Origin of the sequence: Streptomyces sp. NPDC093260, from assembly GCF_040683715.1 — a bacterium.
Classification (GTDB): domain Bacteria; phylum Actinomycetota; class Actinomycetes; order Streptomycetales; family Streptomycetaceae; genus Streptomyces; species Streptomyces sennicomposti.
In genome coordinates this window covers 40,574-62,002 of record NZ_JBFBEK010000005.1, presented here as the reverse complement: position 1 = coordinate 62,002, position 21,429 = coordinate 40,574, and the positions used below count along the sequence as shown (strand labels likewise).

The following is a 21,429-nucleotide window of genomic DNA, read 5'->3' as shown; positions in this document are numbered from 1 at the left end:
CGCGCGGGGTGGCGTCCTGCTTCGTGAGCTTGTCGCTCATGCGCCCACGGCTCCCTTCGGCCGGCCGATGGAGAACATGCTGGCCTTGACCTTCTGCCACGGCGTCGGCGGCAGGCTGCGGCTGGAGCCGCGTGCGTAGTAGCGCTCCAGGTAGTACTGGCCCACGCTCAGCACGGAGGTGAGGATCAGGTACCAGGCGGCGGCGAGGAAGTACATCTCCACCGGGGCGCCGGAGACCGTGCCGATGTCCTGGGCGAAGCGGAACAGCTCGGGATACTGGACGGCCGCCACGAGCGAGGTCGTCTTGAGCATGTTGATCACTTCGTTGCCGGTAGGCGGCACGATCACCCGCATGGCCTGCGGAATGATGATCCGGCGCAGGGTCTTGCCGTGGCTCATGCCGAGCGCGTGGGCCGCCTCGGTCTGGCCCTCGTCGACGGCGAGCAGGCCGGCGCGGCAGATCTCCGCCATGTACGCCGCCTCGTTCAGACCCAGGCCGAGCAGCGCCGTCAGCAGCGGCGTCATGAAGTTCGACCAGTAGTCCTTGTAGAACGGCATCAGGTTGATGTACTCGAAGACCAGGCCCAGGTTGAACCAGAGGAACAGCTGGACCAGGACCGGGGTGCCGCGGAAGAACCAGATGTAGAACCAGGCGATGGACGAGGTCACCGGGTTCTTCGACAGGCGCATCACCGCGAGGACGATGCCGCCGACGATGCCGATCAGCATCGACAGGACGGTCAGAAGGAGGGTCTTGCCGACGCCGGTGGTGATCCGGTCGTCGAAGAAGTAGTCGGGGACGGCCTGCCAGTTGATCTTGCCCTGGCTGAAGGCGTAGATGATCGCGGCGAGCAGGGCGATCGCGATGACGGCGGTGACGTACCGTCCGTAGTGGCGGACCGGGATGGCCTTGACGGCCTGCGGTCCGGCGGGAGGCGTGCCCTTGGGCTCCGCCGTCTTGTCGATGTCAGCGCTCACAGGTGTTGCCTTTCGGTGGCCGCGCGGGGCGGTCACTTGCCGCCGTTGACGGCGGACTGCTGGACGGCGCCGTCCTGGGCGCCCCACTTGGCCAGGATCTTCTGGTACTCACCGCTCTTGATGACGGCGTCCATCGCGGCCTGGAGGGCGTCGCGCAGCTGGGTGTTCGACTTGCCGACCGCGATGCCGTACGGGGCCGCCTCGACCTGGTCGCCGACGATCTCGAAGTCCTTGCCGCCGCCGGAGGTCTTGACCGCGTAGGCGGCGACCGGGAAGTCGGCGGAGACGGCGTCGGCGCCGCCCGAGCGCAGTCGGGTCTCGGCCTGCTGGTTGTCGTCGAAGGCCTGGATGGTGATCTGCTTGCCGGCCGGACACTTCTTGGTCTCGGCCTTGGCGAGGTCCTCCGAGACGGTGCCGCGCTCCACGGCGATCTTCTTGCCGCACAGGTCCGACCAGGTGGCGATGCCCTTGGTGTCGCCCTTGCGGGTGTAGACGGAGACGCCGGCCTGGAGGTAGTCGACGAAGTCGACGCCCTCGCCGACCTTCTTGCCCGTGGTCGGGTCCACGCCGTCCTGGCGGTTCTTGTTGTCCGTCATCGCCGACATCGCGATGTCGTAGCGGTTGGAGCGCAGGCCGGTGAGCAGGGCGTCGAAGGTGCCGTTCTGGAAGTCGAACTTCACGCCGAGCTGCTTGCCCATCGCGTCCGCGAGGTCCGGGTCGATACCGGCGACCTTGCCGGAGGCGTCCTTGAACTCGACCGGGGCGTAGGAGATGTCGGAGCCGACCCGGATGACACCCTTGTCGCGGATCGAGGCCGGGAGCTTGTTCGCCAGCGGCGCCGAGGCGGACGACGCGTTGTCGGACGACTTGTCCGTGTCCTTGGTCTGGTCACCGCAGCCGGTGAGGATCAGGGCGCCTGCGACCGCGATCGCACCGGCCGCTGCCAGACGGGAGTGCTTGGCGGTGGTCGTACGACGGGTGGAGCGTGCGGTCATGGTGGTTCTCCTCCGGCGGATGGGTGGCGTTGCCGATGGGTGGTGGGGTCGACGACAGCACACCTTCGGGTGTCGCGACCTCGTGCGATTGACGCATCTTGCCATTCGGGATGCGCCAATCAGGGGACTCGCCATGTCAAAATCGGATAACGGGAGACCTCCGAACCCCTCATATGCGCCCCAGCAAGGCCGGATCATCTGCGGGAATGCCCTCTTCCGGCCGGAAGATCTTCTGCCCGTCCCGGGATGTGGATCAAAGGAACACGTCTTTTGGGTGATTCCAGGGCCTTGTCAAACATTCGACGAGTACTTGTCCCCATATTGGGCCAAGTGTCGGGGCGTCGTCATGTGACCTTCGCGTTATGGACTCGTCGCCGACGCCGCGCGTCCGGTATGAAGGTTCTTTACACCCCTCATCCTGGGGCTCAGGGCGCGTGTGCGGCGCGCCCGACGCGTATGCGCCCGAAGCATCACTCACAGGGCTGTGCGCGGTCCCGCCCACCCCTCACCAGGAGTGGCCACCCTCAAACCATGAACAATTAAGGGGTAAAACCAAGTGGCAGCGGAGATCGTCAATCCTCGCAGCGACAGCAGTACGGATCAGGACGGCGGGGCAGAGCCGCTGGATTCCTTCGATCCGGCGTTCGCGCTGCACCGTGGCGGCAAGATGGCCGTGCAGGCCACCGTGCCCGTCCGGGACAAGGACGACCTGTCCCTGGCGTACACGCCCGGCGTCGCGCGGGTGTGCACCGCCATCGCCGAGCAGCCGGACCTGGTCAACGACTACACATGGAAGTCGTCCGTCGTCGCCGTCGTGACCGACGGCACGGCCGTGCTCGGCCTCGGTGACATCGGACCCGAAGCCTCCCTCCCGGTGATGGAGGGCAAGGCGATCCTCTTCAAGCAGTTCGGCGGCGTGGACGCGGTGCCGATCGCCCTCGACTGCACCGACGCCGACGAGATCGTCGAGACCGTCGTGCGGCTCGCGCCGTCCTTCGGCGGCGTCAACCTGGAGGACATCTCGGCGCCCCGGTGCTTCGAGATCGAGCGCAAGCTCCAGGAGCGCCTCGACATCCCGGTCTTCCACGACGACCAGCACGGGACGGCGGTCGTCACCCTCGCCGCGCTGCGCAACGCGGCCCGGCTGAGCGGGCGCACCATCGCCGAGCTGCGCGCCGTCATCTCCGGCGCGGGCGCGGCCGGTGTCGCCATCGCCAAGATGCTGGTCGAGGCCGGCATCGGCGACGTCGCGGTCGCCGACCGCAAGGGCATCGTCTCCGCCGACCGGCAGGACCTCACGCCGGTCAAGCGCGAGCTGGCCGAGTTCACCAACAAGGCCGGCCTCAGCGGGACGCTGGAGGACGCGCTGAACGGCGCCGACGTCTTCATCGGCGTCTCCGGCGGCACGGTGGCCGAGGAGGCCGTCGCCTCCATGGCGAAGGGCGCCTTCGTCTTCGCCATGGCCAACCCGAACCCGGAGGTGCACCCCGACGTCGCGCACAAGTACGCGGCGGTCGTGGCCACCGGTCGGTCCGACTTCCCCAACCAGATCAACAACGTCCTCGCGTTCCCCGGCATCTTCGCCGGTGCGCTGCAGGTGCGGGCGTCGCGGATCACCGAGGGCATGAAGATCGCGGCGGCCGAGGCGCTGGCCGGGGTCGTCGGCGACGATCTCGCCGCGGACTACGTCATTCCCTCGCCGTTCGACGAGCGCGTCGCCCCCGCCGTCACGGCGGCGGTCGCCGCGGCCGCCCGGGCGGAGGGCGTCGCCCGCCGCTGATGTGACCCGGCGCGAGCCGGTACGAACCCGAATGGCCCCGCCCGAAAGAGCGGGGCCATTCCCTCGCCCGGGCACGCCACCGAGGACGGCCCGTGTCGCGGAACGGGGTGCGAACAGGGCGGTGCCCCAGCCGGCCGTACGGGTGACGGGCTCGGCGGTACGCGCGCGGGGAGGGGCGACGCACCCGGCGGTACGCGCGCGGGGGAGGAGCGGGAACGGTGGCCCACCTGGCCGGCACAGCGGCTGCGCATCCGGCGGAACGAGGCGCCGTGCGTCCCGTCGCACGCACGGCATCGTTGGCAAGAGGGCGTGTGTCACAGGGGCGGTCGGTTCCGTGACGGGCGGAGCGGGCCTATCGTCAAGGTCATGTTCGCTGTCTATGCCGCCCGAATCGACCGCGACCAGCCGCTGAACGGACTGGAGTCGGGGGAGCGCCCGGCCCCCGAGGCCCGCCCCGGCTGGAGCACCGTCAACGTCAGGGCCGCCTCCCTGAACCACCACGACCTCTGGTCCCTCAAGGGCGTGGGCCTGTCCGAGGACAGGCTGCCCATGATCCTCGGCTGCGACGCCGCGGGCGTCGACGAGGACGGCAACGAGGTCGTCCTCCACTCCGTCATCGGACAGAGCGGCCACGGCGTCGGCCCCGAGGAGCCCCGCTCCATCCTGACCGAGCGTTACCAGGGCACCTTCGCCGAGCAGGTCGCCGTCCCCACCTGGAACATCCTGCCCAAGCCGAAGGAACTCTCCTTCGCGGAGGCCGCCTGCCTGCCCACGGCCTGGCTCACCGCCTACCGGATGCTGTTCACCAACGCGGGCGTACGCCCCGGTGACTCGGTGCTGGTGCAGGGCGCCGGCGGCGGTGTCGCCACCGCCGCGATCGTCCTCGGCAAGGCCGCCGGCCTCAGGGTCTTCGCCACCAGCCGGGACGAGGCCAAGCGCAAGCGGGCTCTCGAACTCGGCGCCGTGGAGGCGGTGGAGGCCGGGGCGCGGCTGCCGCAGCGTGTGGACGCCGTGATCGAGACCGTCGGCGCGGCCACCTGGTCCCATTCGGTGAAGTCGCTGCGCCCCGGCGGGACCCTCGTCATCTCCGGCGCGACCAGCGGCGACCGCCCCTCCCACGCCGAGCTGACCCGGATCTTCTTCCTGGAACTCAAGGTGGTCGGCTCCACCATGGGCACCAAGGACGAACTGGAGGACCTGCTCTCCTTCTGCGCCGCCACCGGTGTTCGCCCCGTCATCGACGAGGTGCTGCCGCTCGACCGCGCCCGCGAGGGCTTCGAACGGCTGGCCTCCGGAGACCAGTTCGGCAAGATCGTCCTCAGCTCGTCCTGAGCGCCCGTCAGACCACCAGATCCTCGGGCCGCGTGACTCTCAGACCTTCGGGCCGCGCAGCAGGGCGCCGATGTGGGCCGCCGCCGTCGACAGATGGCGGCGGGTCTCACGCAGCTGATCGGCCGTGATGCCCTGGTCCCGGGCCGCGTCCCGGATGTCGTCCCGGAAGCGGTCCAGCAGCCGGTCCAGATCGCGGGCCGGGTCGCCGGTGAAGTCCTCGTGCGCCCACGAGGGTTCACAGGCGGCCGGGAAGTCCTCCGGGGTCTGGGAGTACTCGGCGCGCCCCGCCGCCTCGCCCGCGGACGGGCGACCGAACGCGAAGTTCTTGCCGAAGTCGCCGAACTCCTTGGCGATCTCGGTCAGCCCCTCGCGCACCCCCGTCGGCCAGTCGCCCCGTGCGAAGTGGTCCTGCACCTGCTCCTGGAGGCGCCGGGCGACACGCTGGAACTCCTCCTGTGCCTGGGCCCGGGCGCGCTCCTGCGCCTCCTTGGCCTGACGCCGGGCCCGCTGGGCCTCCTCACGGGCCCGCCGGCTCTCGTCCTTGGCGCGCCGGGCCTGCTCCTTCCACTCCTGCTTGACCCGGCGCATCTCCTCCTTGGCGGTCCGCCAGGCCTCATTCTCGTCGCCCGCGCCACCGGCCTCGCCGCTCCCGGACTCCCAGCCGCCCTTCGCCGGACCCTGCCGGGCCGCGGACGCCGCCGCGCGCATCTCCCGGCGCAGATCGCCCGCGGCGCCGCGCACATCGGCCCGGATCTCGGCGGCGAGTTCGGCGACCGACTCGCGGATCTCCAGCTCCAGGTCGGCCAGTTCACCGCTGCGGTCGGCCAGTTCGGCGCGGCCGGCGTCCGTGATGGCGTAGACCTTGCGGCCGCCCTCGGTGGTGTGGGTGACCAGGCCCTCGGCCTCCAGTTTGGCCAGCCGCGGATAGACGGTTCCCGCCGAGGGCGCGTACAACCCCTGGAAACGCTCTTCCAGGAGGCGGATCACCTCGTAGCCGTGGCGGGGGGCCTCGTCGAGCAGCTTGAGCAGATACAGCCGCAGACGTCCATGGGCGAAGACGGGAGGCATGTCAGAGCACCTTCTTGTCGGTCGTGCCGTCGGCCGGGCCGTCGGTGGGGCCGGTCCCGCCCGGAGCGGAGTCCCCGAAGTCGTCCGCTGCCTGCGGCCGGCGCAGCAGGGCGATGGAGCCGGAGACGGTCGTCGCCTTCAGCCTGCCCTGGCCCGTCCCCAGCCGGCCGGTGATCCGCTTGGCACCCCACTGGCCGTTCACCCGGAGGTCCTCGAAGGCGTTGGAGACCGAACCGCTCGCGGTGTTCGCCTCCACCCGGGTGTCCGCGGGGTGGGGCAGCCGGATGGCGATCTCACCGGAGACGTTCGTCAGGGAGATGTCGGTGGGGCGGCTCGCCGGATCGATGTCGATGATCATCGAGCCGCTCACCGAGTCGCCCCGCACCGAGGAGCCGGCGCCCTCGACCACCGTCAGGTCACCGGAGACCGAGTGGAAGCTCAGGTCCCCGGAGAGGGCCTGCGCCTCCACGCTGCCGGAGACGGTGTCGGCGCGCACCGGGCCGGTGACGCGCACCAGCGTGGTGTCGCCGGTGACGCCCCTGACCTCTGTGCGGCCGTCGATCCCGGAGACCACCGCGGCGGCGCCGACCACCCCGACCTCGACGCGCGTGCTCGCCGGGACGGCCAGGGAGACCACGGCGCTGCGCCGCCAGCCCTTGCGGTCGAGCCACTTGAGGAAGCCCTTCCAGGGCAGGTCGTCGTAGGCGACGGTCAGCGTGCCGCCCTGCTGGGTGACCAGGAGGGGAGGCCCCTCTATCTCGGACACCTCCAGCCGGGCGGAGTCGTCGTCCGTGCCCACGACGTTCACCGTGCCGTTGACGACGCGGACGTGCAGTTCGGTCACGGGCTTGTCGAAGGTGAGCTTCCTGGGCTCCCCCACGGACCACTCGGACATGGTGCTGACCTCCTGGGACGGACCGGAACGGTGACGCGACACGCCATATCGTGTCCACCACCAGACACGATATATCGCGGACACGGAAAGTCAAGACACACGAAAGGGGCGCCCCCCGAAGGAGCGCCCCGCGGACGGGCCGCCGGCCCCGCCGGCACCGGACCCGCCACCGGTACCGGGCCCGGGCCGGCCGGCACCGGGCCGTCCCGGCCCTACTCGTCTTCCTCGTCGTCCAGGCGGGCCAGCCAGGTGGCCAGCCGCTCCACCGGAACCTCGAAGTCCGGGTTCAGGTCGACGAAGGTCCGCAGCTGCTCGGCCAGCCACTCGAAGGTGACCTCCTCCTCGCCCCGCCGCTTCTCCAGCTCTTCGATGCCACGGTCAGTGAAGTACATGCGCCCAAGGATAAGTGCGCCGAAAGCCTGCGGAAACGGCCGGGCCGCGGGCGCCCTGGCACCCGGGACGCCCCGGCCCGCACCACCCATGACGAAAGCGGCCGGGCCGCACCCCCACTGGGGATGCGGCCCGGTCACGCGCGACCCGCGGACGAGGACGCCCGCGGCAGCGGCTACGCCTCGAACACCTCGCGCACCAGCTGCTCCTGCTCCGCCTGGTGCCGCTTGGCGGAACCCACGGCGGGGGAGGAGGAGTGCGGGCGGGAGATGCGGCGCAGGCGCTCGCCGTGCGGCACGTCCGCGCCGACCGCCAGGTCCAGGTGGTCGATCAGGTTGAGCGCGATGAACGGCCAGGCGCCCTGGTTGGCCGGCTCCTCCTGGGCCCACAGGTACTTCTCGGCGTTCGGGTACTTCTTGATCTCCGCCTGGAGCTCCGCACCCGGCAGCGGGTACAGGCGCTCGATGCGGATGATCGCGGTGTCCGTCACGCCGCGCTTCTTCCGCTCGGCGTCGAGGTCGTAGTAGACCTTGCCGGAGCAGAAGACGACCTTCTTCACGGCGTTCGCCTCGACCGAGGCGTCGCCGATGACCGGGCGGAAGCGGCCCGTCGTGAACTCCTCCGTCTTCGAGGCGGCGGCCTTCAGGCGCAGCATCGACTTCGGGGTGAAGACCACCAGCGGCTTGTGGTGCGGGTTGTGCACCTGCCACCGCAGGAGGTGGAAGTAGTTCGACGGCAGGGTCGGCATCGCGACCGTCATGTTGTTCTGCGCGCACAGCTGGAGGTAACGCTCGATCCGGGCCGAGGAGTGGTCCGGGCCCTGGCCCTCGTAGCCGTGCGGCAGCAGCAGCGTGACGCCGGAGGTCTGGCCCCACTTCTGCTCGGCGGCCGAGATGTACTCGTCGATGACCGACTGGGCGCCGTTGGCGAAGTCGCCGAACTGGGCCTCCCACATCACCAGCGCGTCCGGGCGGGTCAGCGAGTAGCCGTACTCGAAGCCCATGACCGCGTACTCGGAGAGCAGCGAGTCGTAGACGTTGTAGCGGGCCTGGTCGTCGGAGAGGTACAGCAGCGGCGTGTAGTCCTCGCCGGTCTCGCGGTCGATGAGGACCGCGTGGCGCTGGCCGAAGGTGCCGCGGCGCGAGTCCTGGCCGGACAGCCGGACCGGGACGCCCTCCAGCAGCAGCGAGCCGATGGCGAGGGTCTCGCCCATGCCCCAGTCGATGGTGCCGTCCTCGACCATCGCCGCCCGGCGCTGGAGCTGGGGCAGCAGACGCGGGTGGACGGTGAAGTGCTCGGGCAGGTTGACCTGGGACTCGGCGATCCGCTTGACGACCTCGGCGGAGATCGCCGTGTCGACCTCGGCCGGGAAGCCGGCCTGCGGGTCAGCGGCGGCCGGGACGGCGGGCTGCGCGGTGGCCTCACGGACCTCGGTGAAGACCTTCTCCAGCTGGCCCTGGTAGTCCTGGAGCGCCTGCTCGGCCTCTTCCAGGGTGATGTCGCCGCGACCGATCAGGGACTCGGTGTAGAGCTTGCGCACCGAGCGCTTCTTGTCGATCAGGTCGTACATCAGCGGCTGGGTGAAGGCCGGGTTGTCCGACTCGTTGTGACCGCGGCGGCGGTAGCAGATGAGGTCGATCACCACGTCCTTGTTGAACGCCTGGCGGAACTCGAAGGCGAGCCGCGCCACACGCACGACGGCCTCCGGGTCGTCGCCGTTCACGTGGAAGATCGGGGCCTCGATCATGCGGGCCACGTCGGTGGCGTACATCGAGGAGCGCGAGGACTCCGGAGCGGCGGTGAAGCCGACCTGGTTGTTGATGACGATGTGGACCGTGCCGCCGGTGCGGTAGCCGCGCAGCTGCGACATGTTCAGGGTCTCGGCCACCACGCCCTGGCCCGCGAAGGCCGCGTCGCCGTGGATCGCCACCGGCAGGACGGTGAAGTCCGTGCCGCCCTTGTTGATGATGTCCTGCTTGGCGCGGGCGATGCCCTCGATGACCGGGTCGACCGTCTCCAGGTGGGAGGGGTTCGCGGCCAGCGAGACCTTGATCTGCTCGCCGTCCAGGCCGGTGAAGACGCCCTCGGCGCCCAGGTGGTACTTGACGTCGCCGGAGCCGTGCATCGACTTCGGGTCGAGGTTGCCCTCGAACTCGCGGAAGATCTGCGCGTACGACTTGCCGACGATGTTCGCCAGCACGTTCAGGCGGCCGCGGTGGGCCATGCCGATGACGACCTCGTCCAGGCGGGACTCGGCCGCGGAGTCGAGGACCGCGTCCAGCAGCGGGATGACGGACTCGCCGCCCTCCAGGGAGAACCGCTTCTGGCCGACGTACTTGGTCTGCAGGAAGGTCTCGAAGGCCTCCGCCGCGTTCAGCCGGCGCAGGATGCGCAGCTGCTCCTCGCGCTCCGGCTTGGAGTGCGGGCGCTCCACGCGGTCCTGGATCCACTTGCGCTGCTTGGGGTCCTGGATGTGCATGAACTCGATGCCGACCGTGCGGCAGTACGAGTCGCGCAGCACACCGAGGATGTCGCGCAGCTTCATCATCGACTTGCCGGCGAAGCCGCCGACGGCGAACTCGCGCTCCAGGTCCCACAGGGTGAGGCCGTGCTCGACGATGTCCAGGTCGGGGTGCTTGCGCTGGCGGTACTCCAGCGGGTCGGTGTCGGCCATGACGTGGCCGCGGACCCGGTAGGAGTGGATCAGCTCGAAGACGCGGGCGGCCTTGGTGACGTCGTCGTCGTGGCTGGCGTCGATGTCCTTGAGCCAGCGGACCGGCTCGTAGGGGATGCGCAGCGCCTCGAAGATCTCGTCGTAGAAGCCGTTCTCGCCGAGCAGCAGGTTGGCGACCTGGCGCAGGAACTCGCCGGAGGCGGCGCCCTGGATGACCCGGTGGTCGTAGGTCGACGTGAGCGTCATGACCTTGGAGATGCCGAGCTTGTTCAGGGTGTCCTGGGAGGTGCCCTGGAACTCCGCCGGGTAGTCCATGGAGCCGACGCCCATGATCACCGACTGGCCGGGCATCAGGCGCGGCACGGAGTGCACGGTGCCGAGGCCGCCGGGGTTGGTCAGGGAGACGGTGACGCCGGTGAAGTCGTCCATCGTCAGCTTGCCGTCGCGGGCGCGGCGGACGATGTCCTCGTAGGCCTGCCAGAACTCGAAGAAGTTCAGCGTCTCGGCCTTCTTGATCGCCGCGACGACGAGCTGGCGGTCGCCGTTGGGCTTGACCAGGTCGATGGCGAGACCGAGGTTGACGTGCGGCGGCTTGACCAGGGTCGGCTTGCCGTCCTTCTCCCCGAAGGAGTGGTTCATCGACGGCATGGCCTTGATGGCCTGCACCATCGCGTACCCGATCAGGTGCGTGAAGGAGATCTTCCCGCCGCGGGCCCGCTTGAGGTGGTTGTTGATGACGATGCGGTTGTCGAACAGCAGCTTCACCGGGACGGCGCGCACGGAGGTGGCCGTGGGCAGCTCCAGGGAGGCGTTCATGTTCTTGGCGACCGCGGCGGACGGGCCGCGCAGCGTCACGAACTCCGGGCCCTCGGGGGACGCGGCGGCGGGCTCGGCCTTGGCGGCCGGCTTCGCGGGCGCCGGGGCCTTCGCGGGCGCCGGGGCCTTCGCCGGGGCGGTGGCCGGGGCCGGGGCGGGCTGCGCCGGGGCGGCTGCGGGCGCGGCCGGGGCCGCAGCCGCCGGAGCCTGCGCGGCGGGCGCCGCCTGGGACGTCGTGCCGGCTCCCGCGGCCCCCGCGGCCGCGGGAGCCGACGGGGCCGAGGAGTCAGCCGCGGCGGCCCCCGGCTTGTAGTCGGCGAAGAAGTCCCACCAGGCGCGGTCTACGGAGTTCGGGTCCTGGAGGTACTGCTGATAGATCTCGTCGACGAGCCACTCGTTGGCACCGAAGGCCGCCGCGGGGTTCTTCCCGTCCTGGCTGGTCTCGGTGGAGATGCTCGAGTTACTGGGGGACTGTGGCGACACGGCGGCAACCGCCCTCTTCCGCTTCACAAGGTGATGGACAGCGGGAATAAAGGCTACGCCTCCCGGAGGGGGAAGGTCAGGTCGGGCCGGTTCATCGTCGCGTAAGTCACATCGAAAGCTGTGTTTCGGGGCTTGAAATGGCGGGAAACAAGCGTGGTTCGCCTGAGCGCGGGAAGGGGGGACCCGGGTCCGGCCCGTACGGGGCGCGGTCCCCTGCCTGATCACACGTGTCCGTCTGCCCGGATGCTCGTGGATCTTGTGGTTCCGGCTCGAACTTTACGTCAACTTTGAACTGAGGGAAGCCCTGGAAGGGTGATGAGGATCCGGCAGCCCCGCTCGGATTCGGCCACCCCGATCCGGCCGCCGTGCAGATCCACCGCCCAGCGCGCGATCGCCAGCCCGAGCCCGGTCCCGCCGTCGCTGCCCGGACCGTGCGGCCGGCTCACCTGGCCCCGGTTGAAGCGCTCGAAGACACGGTGCCACTCGGAGCGGGGGATGCCGGGTCCCTCGTCGAGGACCTCCAGCTCCAGCGACTCCGGCTGCGGACCGCGCCGCGCCTTCACCGTCACCTGGCCGTGCGGCGGGCTGTGCTTGACGGCGTTGTCGATCAGATTGGCGAGCACCTGGTGGACCCGCTCCGGGTCGGCGTGCGCGGTCAGCTCGGGCGGGGAGACGTCCAGGCGCAGATGGACGTCCGTACGGGTGTGACTGCCGGACCCGGAGGCCATCTCCGCGCGCGCGGAGGCGACCATGTTGGCCTCCTTCAGCACCCCCGACAGATACGGCCACACCTCGAACCGGCGCATCTTCAGCGGCACGACGCCGTTGTCCAGACGGGACAGGTCCAGCAGCGTCTCCACCAGCCGGCCGAGCCGCTCGGTCTGCTTCAGGGCGGTGCGCATGGTCTCCGCGTCGGGCTCGGTGACCCCGTCCACGATGTTCTCCAGCACCGCCCGCAGGCCCGCGATCGGGGTGCGCAGCTCGTGCGAGACGTTCGCCACCAGCTCCTTGCGCTGCTGGTCCTGCGCCGCCAGCTCGTCCGCCATGCGGTTGATCGTCTGCGCCAGGTCGCCGAGTTCGTCCCGGCGGTTCTCGCGCACCCGGCGGGTGTAGTCGCCGTGCGAGATCGAGCGGGCCACGGCGTTCATCTCGTCCAGCGGCGCGGTGAGCGAGTGCGCCACGAACTGCGTGATGAGCAGGGTGGCGATCATCGAGAACACCATGATGAAGCGCAGCTCGGTCCGGGTGTGCACCGCGATCATCGACAGCCCCGTCGTGATCAGCACCGAGATGACCACCAGCGCGCCGAGCTTGGTCTTGACCGAGAAGCCCAGCCTGATCCGCGCGCGGAAGCCGCTGCGGCGCCCGGCCGGGGAACCGGCGTCGCCCAGGACCGGGAAGCCGGGCCGGACCCGGGCGGGGGAGCCGTTCACCGTCCCGTCCGCAACCGGGTGTGCGCCCTCGCGCCCGTCACCACGTCCCGCACCGCGCTCGCCGTCGCGGGCCGCCCGCCGCTCCCGGCGCGCGCTCTCGCGACGCCGCCCGAACGGAAGTTCCCGCCGGTCCCGCCGTGCGGCCGGCCGCCCCGCGCTCATGGGGTCGGCGTCTCCAGCGCGTAACCCACGCCGTGCACCGTGCGGATCCGCTCGGCGCCGATCTTCCGGCGCAGCGCCTTGATGTGGCTGTCGACGGTCCGGGTGCCGGAGGCGTCCGCCCAGTCCCACACCTCGGCCAGCAGCTGCTCGCGGGAGAGCACCGCGCGCGGGGTGTTCGCCAGGCACACCAGCAGGTCGAACTCGGTGGGCGTGAGGTGCACGTCCTCGCTGCGCACCCGCACCCTGCGCTGCGCGTGGTCGATCTCCAGCTCGCCCAGGCGCAGGATGCCGCTGCGCGGCGTCGCGGCGGCCAGCGCGGCCCGCTCCATGCGGCGCAGCAGCACATGCACGCGCGCCGCCAGCTCCCGCATCGAGAACGGCTTGGTCATGTAGTCGTCGGCACCCACCCCGAGCCCGACGAGCATGTCGGTCTCGTCGTCGCGCGCTGTGAGCATCAGCACCGGAACCGGGCGCTGCGCCTGCACCCGGCGGCAGACCTCCAGGCCGTCGAAGCCGGGCAGCATGATGTCGAGGATCAGCAGATCCGGCTGCCAGGCCTCGGCGGTGTCGACGGCGGCCGGGCCGTCGCCCGCGGTCTGCACCGAGAATCCCTCGGCCCGCAGGCGGGTGGCGATGGCGTCCAGGATGGTCTGATCGTCCTCGACGACCAGGACCCGGCGCTGTGCGCCCGGGCCGGCCGTCGTGCCGTTGTGCGAGGTGTGTGTCTGCTCCATCGCCCGCCCCTGAGGTGTGCTTCCGGAATCCGTGGGGTGATTCCTCGACTGCGCATGGTTGCGATTGACGCTTGAATGATCGGCGCCAGGGATGCAGCGTACGGGGAGTCACCGTCGCATTGCTATCCAGGTCTGACGGCGAGATGCACGACGTCGGGAACGCCCCGGGCAACCGGGATCTCTTCGGTGTGCACCTGCTGGAATCCGACATTCCGCAAGGTTCCTTCAAATTCCGGAGACGGCTGCGCCGACCACACGGCGAGCACTCCGCCGGGCCTCAACACCCGTACGCAGGAGGCGAGTCCGGGCGGCCCGTACAGTCCCCGATTGCCCTCCGTGACGGTCCAGTCGGGGCCGTTGTCGATGTCGAGGCAGAGCGCGTCGAAAGTGTCCGATGTCTCATTGACGTAAGCGAGCAGATCGGCTTCGACGATGCCGGTGCGCGCATCGGCGAGCGCCGGCGCGGTCAGTCCGGACAGCGGGCCGTCGCGGTGCCAGTCGATGATCGCGGGCTCCCGCTCGACCACGGTGATCCGGCCCCAGCGCGGGTCGGCGGCGGCGTGCGCCAGCGAGAAGCCGACGCCGAGCCCGCCGATCAGCACGTGCGGCGCCGGGCGGTCGTCCAACGCGGCGCGGGCCGCGTCCACGAGCAGCCGCTCGGAGCGGCCGTCGGAGGTGTCCATCAGGAAGCAGCCGTTGGCGATGATCTGGAGCAGCGCCCCGTGCCGGCGCAGCACGACCTCGCCGTAGGGGCCCTCGCGGCGGTCCAGGACCACAGGGGTCTCGTACGAGGCGGTCATGGTGTCATCCTGCCCCAACTGATCACGGCGGCCACGCGAATTACGGGTGACGGGAGGCGAGCTCCGCCGCAGGCCGCGCAGTTCGCCGCGCGGCGGGAGTGAGCCATGAGGCCGCTGTGAATCGGCCACCGGGTGGCGTCGGTCATAGACAGGGGTGCGCGCGGTGCGAAGGGTTGGGTCCGACGGAAAGGAGCCCTGCCGTGGAGCGGACCGCCCCGGACGAGGCCGTGACCTCGCCCCTGCTGGACGGCGTGCCGCGCCAACGGCCCAGGACGGAGCCGTCCGGGGTGCCGCCGGAGGCGGTCCCCCCGACCGTCGGGGCCGGCGGGGGCTCTGCGCACACCGGGGCCGCCGGGGGTCCTGAGGCGGTCGGAGTCGTCGCAGTCCCTGAGGTCGCCGGGGGCGTCGGTACCGCCGGGCCGGTGGCCGCGGCCTCCGGGGTTGCGCGCCGCTGCCGTCCGCGCCTGGCCCGCCTGCTGCCCCGCCCCGCCGCGACCCCCTTCACCTTCGCCTACGGCACGCTGCTCGTCGTCACCTCGGCCGTCGCGCGGTACGCCGGTCCCGACGTGATGGACGCCGTGTACCGCGGCTCCAGCACGGACGTCGCCCACCTCGTCCGGACGCCGCTGCCGGTGCTGGCGGGCAGCGCGCTGTGGATCGCGGGCGGCATCGCCTCGCCGTACTCCCTGTGCTTCCTGCTGGTCCTCACCGGGCTGGAGCGGCGGATAGGGGCGGTGCGCGCGGCCTGCGTCTTCCTGTGCGGGCACGTACTGGCCACCCTCGCCACCGAGGTCCCCGTCGGGCTCGCGGTCCTGGCGGGGCGACTGCCCGACAGCTCGCTGCACCGCCTCGACTACGGCATCAGCTTCGGCGTCGCCGCGAGCCTCGGCGCCCTGGCGGGGCTGCTGCGGCCCTGGGCGCGCTGGAGCGTGCTCGCGGTGTTCGTGGGGGCGGCGCTGTCGGACCTGCTCACCTTCGCCGACCCGATGACGAGCGCGGGGCACCTGATCGCCGTGACCCTCGGTGTCGCGACCTGGCCCGCGCTGCGGCGGTGGAGCGGGCGGCGAGCGGGGGCCGACGGGCCGTGGGGGCGGAGGGCTGACGGGGGGTCCTGCGGACGGGGCTGAACGGGCGTCGCGCGGACGGCTGACCGTGCGCCGGCCGGAGCCCTGCCGGCACCGCTCTCACCTGCTGTTTCCGCTCCGTTCCCGGCTGATCGCTCACAGCGAACAAGAGTCGGGGAACAATCATGGGCGCCCACGCATTGAGTCGGCATAGCTCAACTTGACTGCCGAAAGGGAGATCATGGCTGCTGAGTCCATGCCGTTCACGCCGATCGTCCTGCCTGTGCTGCCCCTCGACGACGAGGTCGTGCTGCCAGGGATGGTGGTCCCGCTCGATCTGAGCGACTCCGAGGTGCGCGCCGCGGTCGAGGCCGCGCAGGCCGCCGCCCGGGACGAGCCCGGCAAGCCGCGGGTGCTGCTGGTGCCCCGGATCGAGGGCACGTACGCGAAGACCGGAGTGCTGGGCACCGTCGAGCAGGTCGGACGGCTCGCCGACGGCGACCCCGGCGCGCTGATCCGCGGCCGGAGCCGGATCCGGATCGGCGCCGGGACCACCGGGCCGGGCGCGGCCCTGTGGGTCGAGGGCACGCGGATCGACGAGAGCGTGCCGGACCCGCTGCCCGGTCAGGTCGCCGAGCTGGTGAAGGAGTACAAGGCCCTCGCCACCGCCTGGCTGCGCAAGCGCGGCGCCTGGCAGGTCGTCGACCGGGTCCAGGCCATCGAGGACGTCTCCGCGCTCGCCGACAACTCCGGCTACTCGCCGTTCCTGACCACCGACCAGAAGGTCGAGCTGCTGGAGACCGCCGAACCGGTGGCCCGCCTCAAGCTCGCCACCCAGCAACTGCGCGACCACCTCGCCGAGCAGGACGTCGCCGAGACCATCGCCAAGGACGTCCAGGAGGGCGTCGACAAGCAGCAGCGCGAGTTCCTGCTGCGCCGCCAGCTCGAAGCCGTCCGCAAGGAGCTGCGCGAGCTGAACGGGGAGAGCGAGGGCGAGGAGTCCGACGACTACCGCGCCCGCGTCGAGGCCGCCGACCTGCCCGAGAAGGTCCGCGAGGCCGCCCTCAAGGAGGTCGACAAGCTGGAGCGCGCCTCCGAGCAGTCGCCCGAGGGCTCCTGGATCCGCACCTGGCTCGACACGGTCCTGGAGATGCCGTGGAACGAGCGCACCGAGGACGCCTACGACATCCAGGGCGCCAAGGCGGTGCTGGACGCCGAGCACGCCGGACTGGAGGACGTGAAGGAGCGCATCACCGAGTACCTGGCGGTGCGCAAGCGCCGCGGCGAGCGTGGCCTCGGCGTGATCGGCGGGCGGCGCGGCGGCGCGGTGCTCGCCCTGGTCGGCCCGCCCGGCGTCGGCAAGACCTCGCTCGGCGAGTCCGTCGCGCACGCCATGGGCCGCACGTTCGTCCGGGTCGCCCTCGGCGGCGTCCGCGACGAGGCCGAGATCCGCGGCCACCGGCGTACGTACGTCGGCGCGCTGCCCGGCCGGATCGTGCGCGCCATCAAGGAGGCCGGGTCGATGAACCCGGTGGTCCTGCTGGACGAGATCGACAAGGTGGGCTCCGACTTCCGCGGCGACCCGGCCGCGGCCCTGCTCGAAGTCCTCGACCCGGCGCAGAACCACACCTTCCGGGACCACTACCTGGAGGTGGAGCTGGACCTGTCCGACGTGGTCTTCCTCGCCACCGCCAACGTCCTGGAGGCCATCCCGGAGGCGCTGGCGGACCGGATGGAGATCGTCCGGCTGGACGGCTACACCGAGGACGAGAAGGTCGTCATCGCCCGCGACCACCTGCTGCCGCGCCAGCTGGAGCGGGCCGGTCTGCTCGCGGACGAGGTGACCATCGAGGAGGGCGCGCTGCGCCGGCTGGCCGGCGAGTACACCCGCGAGGCGGGCGTGCGCACCCTGGAGCGGTCCATCGCCCGGCTGCTGCGCAAGATCGCGGCGCAGCACGAACTGGGCGAGCGGGAGCTGCCGTTCACCGTCACCGGCGGGGATCTGCGCGACCTGATCGGCCGGCCGCACCATGTGCCGGAGTCCGCACAGGACCCGGCCGAGCGCCGGACGGCCGTGCCCGGCGTGGCGACCGGCCTGGCGGTGACCGGGGCCGGCGGCGACGTGCTGTACGTCGAGGCGTCGCTGGCCGACCCGGAGACGGGCGCCGCGGGGCTGACGCTCACCGGTCAGCTGGGCGACGTGATGAAGGAGTCCGCGCAGATCGCGCTGAGCTTCCTGCGCAGCCACGGCGCGGAGCTGGAGCTGCCGGTGGGCGATCTGAAGGACCGGGGCGTGCACATCCACTTCCCGGCGGGCGCGGTTCCCAAGGACGGTCCGAGCGCGGGCGTCACGATGACGACCGCGCTGGCCTCGCTGCTGTCCGGGCGGCTGGTGCGCACGGACGTGGCGATGACCGGTGAGGTGTCGCTCACCGGGCGGGTGCTGCCCATCGGCGGCGTCAAGCAGAAGCTGCTCGCCGCCCATCGCGCGGGGGTGACCACCGTGATCATCCCCAAGCGCAACGAGCCGGACCTGGACGACGTCCCGGCGGAGGTGCTGGACAAGCTCGACGTCCACGCCGTCACCGACGTCCGCCAGGTCCTGGAACTGGCCCTCGCGCCGGCGACGAACGGTGCGGAGAGGGAGGTTCCGGCGGCGGCGTGACGGACGCCGCCGGATGTACGAAGGCCCGGGTCCCCTTGCGGGGCCCGGGCCTTCACCCGCGCGCGGCGGCTGCGCGGAGTCGTGGAGCCGATCGGCCCGGGCTGATCGGCCACGGGGCCGAAGAGCCGCGGGCAGCCGTTGGCGAGGGCCGGGGCGCCGTTGCCGTGCTTGTCCGGGGGGCGCCCCCCGGGCCCCCGGCGGTCGAGGGCTAGCCGTTGGCGAGTGCCTGCACGCGGTCCAGGGCGCCGTTGCCGTGCTTGTCCGGGGGGGCGTCCCCCGGGCCCCCGGCGGCCGAGGGCTAGCCGTTGGCGAGTGCCTGCACGCGGTCCAGGGCGCCGTTGAACTTGTCGTGGTCGCCGACGGTCGGGCCGGACGAGGTGTACTGCCACATCGTGTAGTAGCCCCAGCCGGCCGGCAGCGTACCCACGGTGGAGGCGTAGCGGGCGATCCACAGCGGGTTGTTCGCGGCGAAGCCGCCGTAGTCGCCGGTGCACTGGGTCCACCAGCTGGTGGCCGTGTAGATGACGGCGTCGCGGCCGGTGCGGGCCTTGTAGGTGTTCAGGAAGTCGGCGATCCAGCTGACCATGGCGCTCGCGGACTTGCCGTAGCAGGCGGCGCCGTAGGGGTTCCACTCGATGTCGAGGGCGCCCGGCAGGGTCTTGCCGTCCTTGGACCAGCCGCCGCCGTGGTCCACGAAGTAGTTGGCCTGGGTGGCGCCGCTGGTGGTGTCCGGGGTCGCGAAGTGGTACGCGCCGCGGATCATGCCGACGTTGTACGAGCCGTTGTACTGCTGCGCGAAGTAGGGGTTGGTGTAGTACGTGCCCTCGGTCGCCTTGGTGTAGGCCCACCGGACGCCGCTGTTCCAGAGGGTGGACCAGGCGACGTTGCCCTGGTAGCCGGCGACGTCGACGCCCTCGGTCTGGGCGGCCTTGTCGGTCGTGGGTGTGCCGCTCTGGCCGTCGTGGGCCAGAACGCCCATGCCCATGTAGGCGGAGCCGCGGGCGGGCGTCGTGGTGGCCGAGGAGGGCGCCGTGAGGAGGAAGGAGAACGCCGCGAGCAGGATTCCCGCTGCGGTCAGCCGCCGGGCGCGGGCCGTTCCGGATCTGTGCACGGGCATGACGTGCCTCCGAAAGCTCGGTGTTGCTCGGTGGGGGATAAAGCGGGCACGGCCCACGGTCGCACGGGGGGAGAGCGGATCAGGGAAGACCCGCCGGTGACGGTGCTGGCGTGAGCATGCCATTCACTGTTCTGGGGGAGACGCTACGCACGTAGACCCGGGGCTGGGAAGGGGGTCCGGGGTCCGCCGTTGGTCTACGCCTGCGGAATACTGACGGAGCTGCGGCGATGGCGGCGGATGGCGGAAACTTTCAGGACCGGGAAACTTCAGGCAGGGGCTGACGTGCACGAAGACGCGAACAGCGGAGTACCCGCGGACGAACCGGGCTCGTCGCCCAGTGGTGCAGACCGGGCCTTCCTCGCCCTGGAGCGGGAACTGACGCTGCTGCTGCGCCGGGCGCGGGCGAGCCAGGGCGAGATGGCCCGTGAGGTCCACCCCGAGCTGGAGCCCTCCGCGTACGGGCTGCTGGCCCGGCTGGACGAGTGCGGCGGCCAGCGCGCCACGGCGCTCGCCGCGTACATCGGCGTCGGCAAGGCCACCATGTCCCGGCAACTGCGTGCCCTGGAGGAGCTGGGGCTCGTCGCCCGCGAGCCGGACCCCGCGGACGGGCGGGCCTGGCTGGTGGCCCTCACCCCCGACGGCCGTCGCCGGGTCGGCCAGGTACGGGAGGCGCGCCGCGCCCGCTACGTCCGCAAGCTCGCCCACTGGGACCGCCGCGAGGTCGCCGAACTGGCCCGGTTGCTGCACGAGCTGAACAGCGTCGTGGACAAGTAACCGCGGAGCCGCAGGCCGCGAGCGGCAGGCGGCAGGGGACGAGCCGGGAAGCGGCCCGCCACGCCGCCGCCCCACCCGGGGCTCGTCGCCTCGGCCGGGCACTCGGGGCCGCCGTGGCCGGCCACCGCCGGACCCGCCCCGTACGGGACCGCTGCGCCGACAGCCGCCGGACTCGCCGCGCGGCCGCGCGCTCGGGGCGCCGTGCCGACGCTCTGCCCGAAACGTCGCGCGGTCACGCGCTCGATGCCGCCGCCCGTCACCCCGCCCGCAGGCGCCGCCCCGGCGTCTGCCCAGGGCCGTCCCGGCGGCTCACCCCTCACAGTTCCGCGAACGCCACCGTCGCGTCGTCGTGCGTCTTGCTGCGGCCGAGGTGGGTGCGGGTGTCGCGGTCGGCCCGCTCCAGTTCCCGTACGCGGTCCACCAGCCTCCGCGCGCCCTCCTTGCGGATCAGGGCGAGGCACTGGGTCCAGTCGCCCTCGCCGAACTTCTCCGTCCAGCGCGCCGCCCCGTCCGTCAGCGCGGCCAGGGCGCGGACCCGGTCGCGCGGCACGCTGCCCGTCACCGCGCGCTCGGCCACCGAGGGGTCCGCCGCCGCGGTGAAGAAGCCGCCCTCCTTGTTGCGCAGGGTGGCGTCGACGAGCTCGTCGGTGGCCAGCGCGGCACGGGGCAGCCGGGCCAGCCGGTCGTCCAGGACGGGCAGGACCGAGCCGTCGGCGGTCTCCAGCAGCAGTGCCGAGTCGGACAGGACGAGATGGTCGACGGTGTGGGCGGACCACCGCGCGAGCACCACGGTTGCCTGCGGCGTGCGCGGGTGAGAAAGGTCACAGGTGAGCGCGTGGGCCTCGGCGGTCCGCGCGATCGCCCGGGAGAGAATCTCCGTCAGCGTCAGATCTGCGCAGGAAACGGTCAGTTCGGTCAGCGCGCCGCCGAGCCGGGCGGTGAACCAGGGGACGGAATGCAGACACCCGGTCTCCTCCGTCGGCGTCACCCCGTCCAGGACGACGAGACAGCCGCCCTGCCCGGAGGCGGGCAGTGCGACGGCGGCGAAGTCCTCGTTGGGGCGATCGGGAAGGCCCGGCTCGGAAACAACCTCAGTACGCATCCGGCCAGTCTGCACCAGCCCTTCACATGGCCCGCCGAAACCTGGCAACCACCTGCGAAACATCGCGGCAACGCAGGTCAACCGCCGGTTTTCGGGGGTATTGGCAGGATCCGGGAAGGCGTAGCGGCGAATCCTGCCAAAGCCTGCCGCAGACGTCCAACCGGCCC

At 71.4% G+C, this 21,429-nt stretch carries 16 protein-coding genes; 5 read left to right on the top strand and 11 right to left on the bottom strand.

The features are described 5' to 3' along the window. Nucleotides 1-36: 36 nt before the first annotated feature. Both AB0N63_RS08240 and AB0N63_RS08235 read right to left on the bottom strand, forming a co-directional pair. Entirely contained in the window at nucleotides 37-978 is a 942-nt protein-coding gene (locus tag AB0N63_RS08240; RefSeq protein WP_365525803.1) for an amino acid ABC transporter permease, read from the bottom strand. A gap of 32 nt (nucleotides 979-1,010) precedes the next feature. After that, entirely contained in the window at nucleotides 1,011-1,973 is a 963-nt protein-coding gene (locus tag AB0N63_RS08235; RefSeq protein WP_365525800.1) for an ABC transporter substrate-binding protein, read from the bottom strand. 556 nt (nucleotides 1,974-2,529) lie between these two features. Here AB0N63_RS08235 and AB0N63_RS08230 point away from each other — a divergent pair. Both AB0N63_RS08230 and AB0N63_RS08225 read left to right on the top strand, forming a co-directional pair. Then, nucleotides 2,530-3,753: an NADP-dependent malic enzyme gene (locus AB0N63_RS08230; protein ID WP_365525797.1), complete on the top strand. Its 1,224-nt coding sequence runs from the start codon at nucleotides 2,530-2,532 to the stop codon at nucleotides 3,751-3,753. A 366-nt stretch (nucleotides 3,754-4,119) separates the two neighbouring features. Continuing rightward, a complete protein-coding gene (locus AB0N63_RS08225) occupies nucleotides 4,120-5,085 on the top strand; it encodes a zinc-binding dehydrogenase (RefSeq protein ID WP_365525795.1) in 966 nt (321 codons plus the stop codon). Between the two features lie 39 nt (nucleotides 5,086-5,124). Here the strand turns inward: AB0N63_RS08225 and AB0N63_RS08220 are convergent, their stop codons facing one another. From AB0N63_RS08220 to AB0N63_RS08190, 7 genes are all read right to left on the bottom strand, one after another. Continuing rightward, nucleotides 5,125-6,153 carry a helix-turn-helix transcriptional regulator gene (locus tag AB0N63_RS08220; RefSeq protein WP_365525793.1) on the bottom strand — a complete coding sequence of 343 codons (1,029 nt, stop codon included), beginning with the start codon at nucleotides 6,151-6,153 and terminating at the stop codon, nucleotides 5,125-5,127. Between the two features lies 1 nt (nucleotide 6,154). Next, complete coding sequence (locus AB0N63_RS08215) at nucleotides 6,155-7,048, bottom strand: hypothetical protein (RefSeq protein ID WP_365525790.1); 894 nt, start codon at nucleotides 7,046-7,048, stop codon at nucleotides 6,155-6,157. Between the two features lie 212 nt (nucleotides 7,049-7,260). After that, on the bottom strand, nucleotides 7,261-7,440 hold the full coding sequence (locus tag AB0N63_RS08210; protein WP_014674941.1) for a DUF6104 family protein: 180 nt from the start codon (nucleotides 7,438-7,440) through the stop codon (nucleotides 7,261-7,263). A gap of 173 nt (nucleotides 7,441-7,613) precedes the next feature. Continuing rightward, entirely contained in the window at nucleotides 7,614-11,411 is a 3,798-nt protein-coding gene (locus tag AB0N63_RS08205; RefSeq protein ID WP_365525788.1) for a multifunctional oxoglutarate decarboxylase/oxoglutarate dehydrogenase thiamine pyrophosphate-binding subunit/dihydrolipoyllysine-residue succinyltransferase subunit, read from the bottom strand. Between the two features lie 281 nt (nucleotides 11,412-11,692). Continuing rightward, complete coding sequence (locus AB0N63_RS08200; RefSeq protein WP_365526412.1) at nucleotides 11,693-12,751, bottom strand: ATP-binding protein; 1,059 nt, start codon at nucleotides 12,749-12,751, stop codon at nucleotides 11,693-11,695. A gap of 251 nt (nucleotides 12,752-13,002) precedes the next feature. Next, on the bottom strand, nucleotides 13,003-13,740 hold the full coding sequence (locus AB0N63_RS08195; RefSeq protein WP_365525786.1) for a response regulator transcription factor: 738 nt from the start codon (nucleotides 13,738-13,740) through the stop codon (nucleotides 13,003-13,005). A 122-nt stretch (nucleotides 13,741-13,862) separates the two neighbouring features. Continuing rightward, nucleotides 13,863-14,540, bottom strand: a complete 678-nt coding sequence (locus AB0N63_RS08190) for a spermidine synthase (RefSeq protein WP_365525783.1) — start codon at nucleotides 14,538-14,540, stop codon at nucleotides 13,863-13,865. 422 nt (nucleotides 14,541-14,962) lie between these two features. Here AB0N63_RS08190 and AB0N63_RS08185 point away from each other — a divergent pair, with 422 nt between their 5' ends. Both AB0N63_RS08185 and lon read left to right on the top strand, forming a co-directional pair. Beyond that, nucleotides 14,963-15,667 (top strand): rhomboid-like protein, encoded by a 705-nt coding sequence (locus tag AB0N63_RS08185; RefSeq protein WP_365525782.1) that lies wholly within the window; start codon nucleotides 14,963-14,965, stop codon nucleotides 15,665-15,667. Between the two features lie 178 nt (nucleotides 15,668-15,845). Beyond that, nucleotides 15,846-18,269 carry an endopeptidase La gene (gene lon, locus AB0N63_RS08180; protein ID WP_365525778.1) on the top strand — a complete coding sequence of 808 codons (2,424 nt, stop codon included), beginning with the start codon at nucleotides 15,846-15,848 and terminating at the stop codon, nucleotides 18,267-18,269. 298 nt (nucleotides 18,270-18,567) lie between these two features. Here lon and AB0N63_RS08175 read toward each other — a convergent pair whose 3' ends face one another. Continuing rightward, nucleotides 18,568-19,386, bottom strand: a complete 819-nt coding sequence (locus AB0N63_RS08175) for a lysozyme (protein WP_365525775.1) — start codon at nucleotides 19,384-19,386, stop codon at nucleotides 18,568-18,570. Nucleotides 19,387-19,668: 282 nt separating this feature from the next. Here AB0N63_RS08175 and AB0N63_RS08170 point away from each other — a divergent pair, with 282 nt between their 5' ends. Next, nucleotides 19,669-20,160: a MarR family transcriptional regulator gene (locus tag AB0N63_RS08170; protein WP_365525773.1), complete on the top strand. Its 492-nt coding sequence runs from the start codon at nucleotides 19,669-19,671 to the stop codon at nucleotides 20,158-20,160. A 316-nt stretch (nucleotides 20,161-20,476) separates the two neighbouring features. Here AB0N63_RS08170 and AB0N63_RS08165 read toward each other — a convergent pair whose 3' ends face one another. Next, nucleotides 20,477-21,262 (bottom strand): hypothetical protein, encoded by a 786-nt coding sequence (locus AB0N63_RS08165; protein ID WP_365525771.1) that lies wholly within the window; start codon nucleotides 21,260-21,262, stop codon nucleotides 20,477-20,479. Nucleotides 21,263-21,429 lie beyond the last annotated feature (167 nt).

Bases quoted from the DNA above. Each gene is read 5' to 3' on its own strand.
- AB0N63_RS08215 (WP_365525790.1), bottom strand. From the start codon at position 7,048: ATGTCCGAGTGGTCCGTGGGGGAGCCCAGGAAGCTCACCTTCGACAAG.
- AB0N63_RS08195 (WP_365525786.1), bottom strand. From the start codon at position 13,740: ATGGAGCAGACACACACCTCGCACAACGGCACGACGGCCGGCCCGGGC.
- AB0N63_RS08220 (WP_365525793.1), bottom strand. From the start codon at position 6,153: ATGCCTCCCGTCTTCGCCCATGGACGTCTGCGGCTGTATCTGCTCAAG.
- AB0N63_RS08190 (WP_365525783.1), bottom strand. From the start codon at position 14,540: ATGACCGCCTCGTACGAGACCCCTGTGGTCCTGGACCGCCGCGAGGGC.
- AB0N63_RS08225 (WP_365525795.1), top strand. From the start codon at position 4,120: ATGTTCGCTGTCTATGCCGCCCGAATCGACCGCGACCAGCCGCTGAAC.
- lon (WP_365525778.1), top strand. From the start codon at position 15,846: ATGGCTGCTGAGTCCATGCCGTTCACGCCGATCGTCCTGCCTGTGCTG.
- AB0N63_RS08235 (WP_365525800.1), bottom strand. From the start codon at position 1,973: ATGACCGCACGCTCCACCCGTCGTACGACCACCGCCAAGCACTCCCGT.
- AB0N63_RS08175 (WP_365525775.1), bottom strand. From the start codon at position 19,386: ATGCCCGTGCACAGATCCGGAACGGCCCGCGCCCGGCGGCTGACCGCA.
- AB0N63_RS08165 (WP_365525771.1), bottom strand. From the start codon at position 21,262: ATGCGTACTGAGGTTGTTTCCGAGCCGGGCCTTCCCGATCGCCCCAAC.
- AB0N63_RS08210 (WP_014674941.1), bottom strand. From the start codon at position 7,440: ATGTACTTCACTGACCGTGGCATCGAAGAGCTGGAGAAGCGGCGGGGC.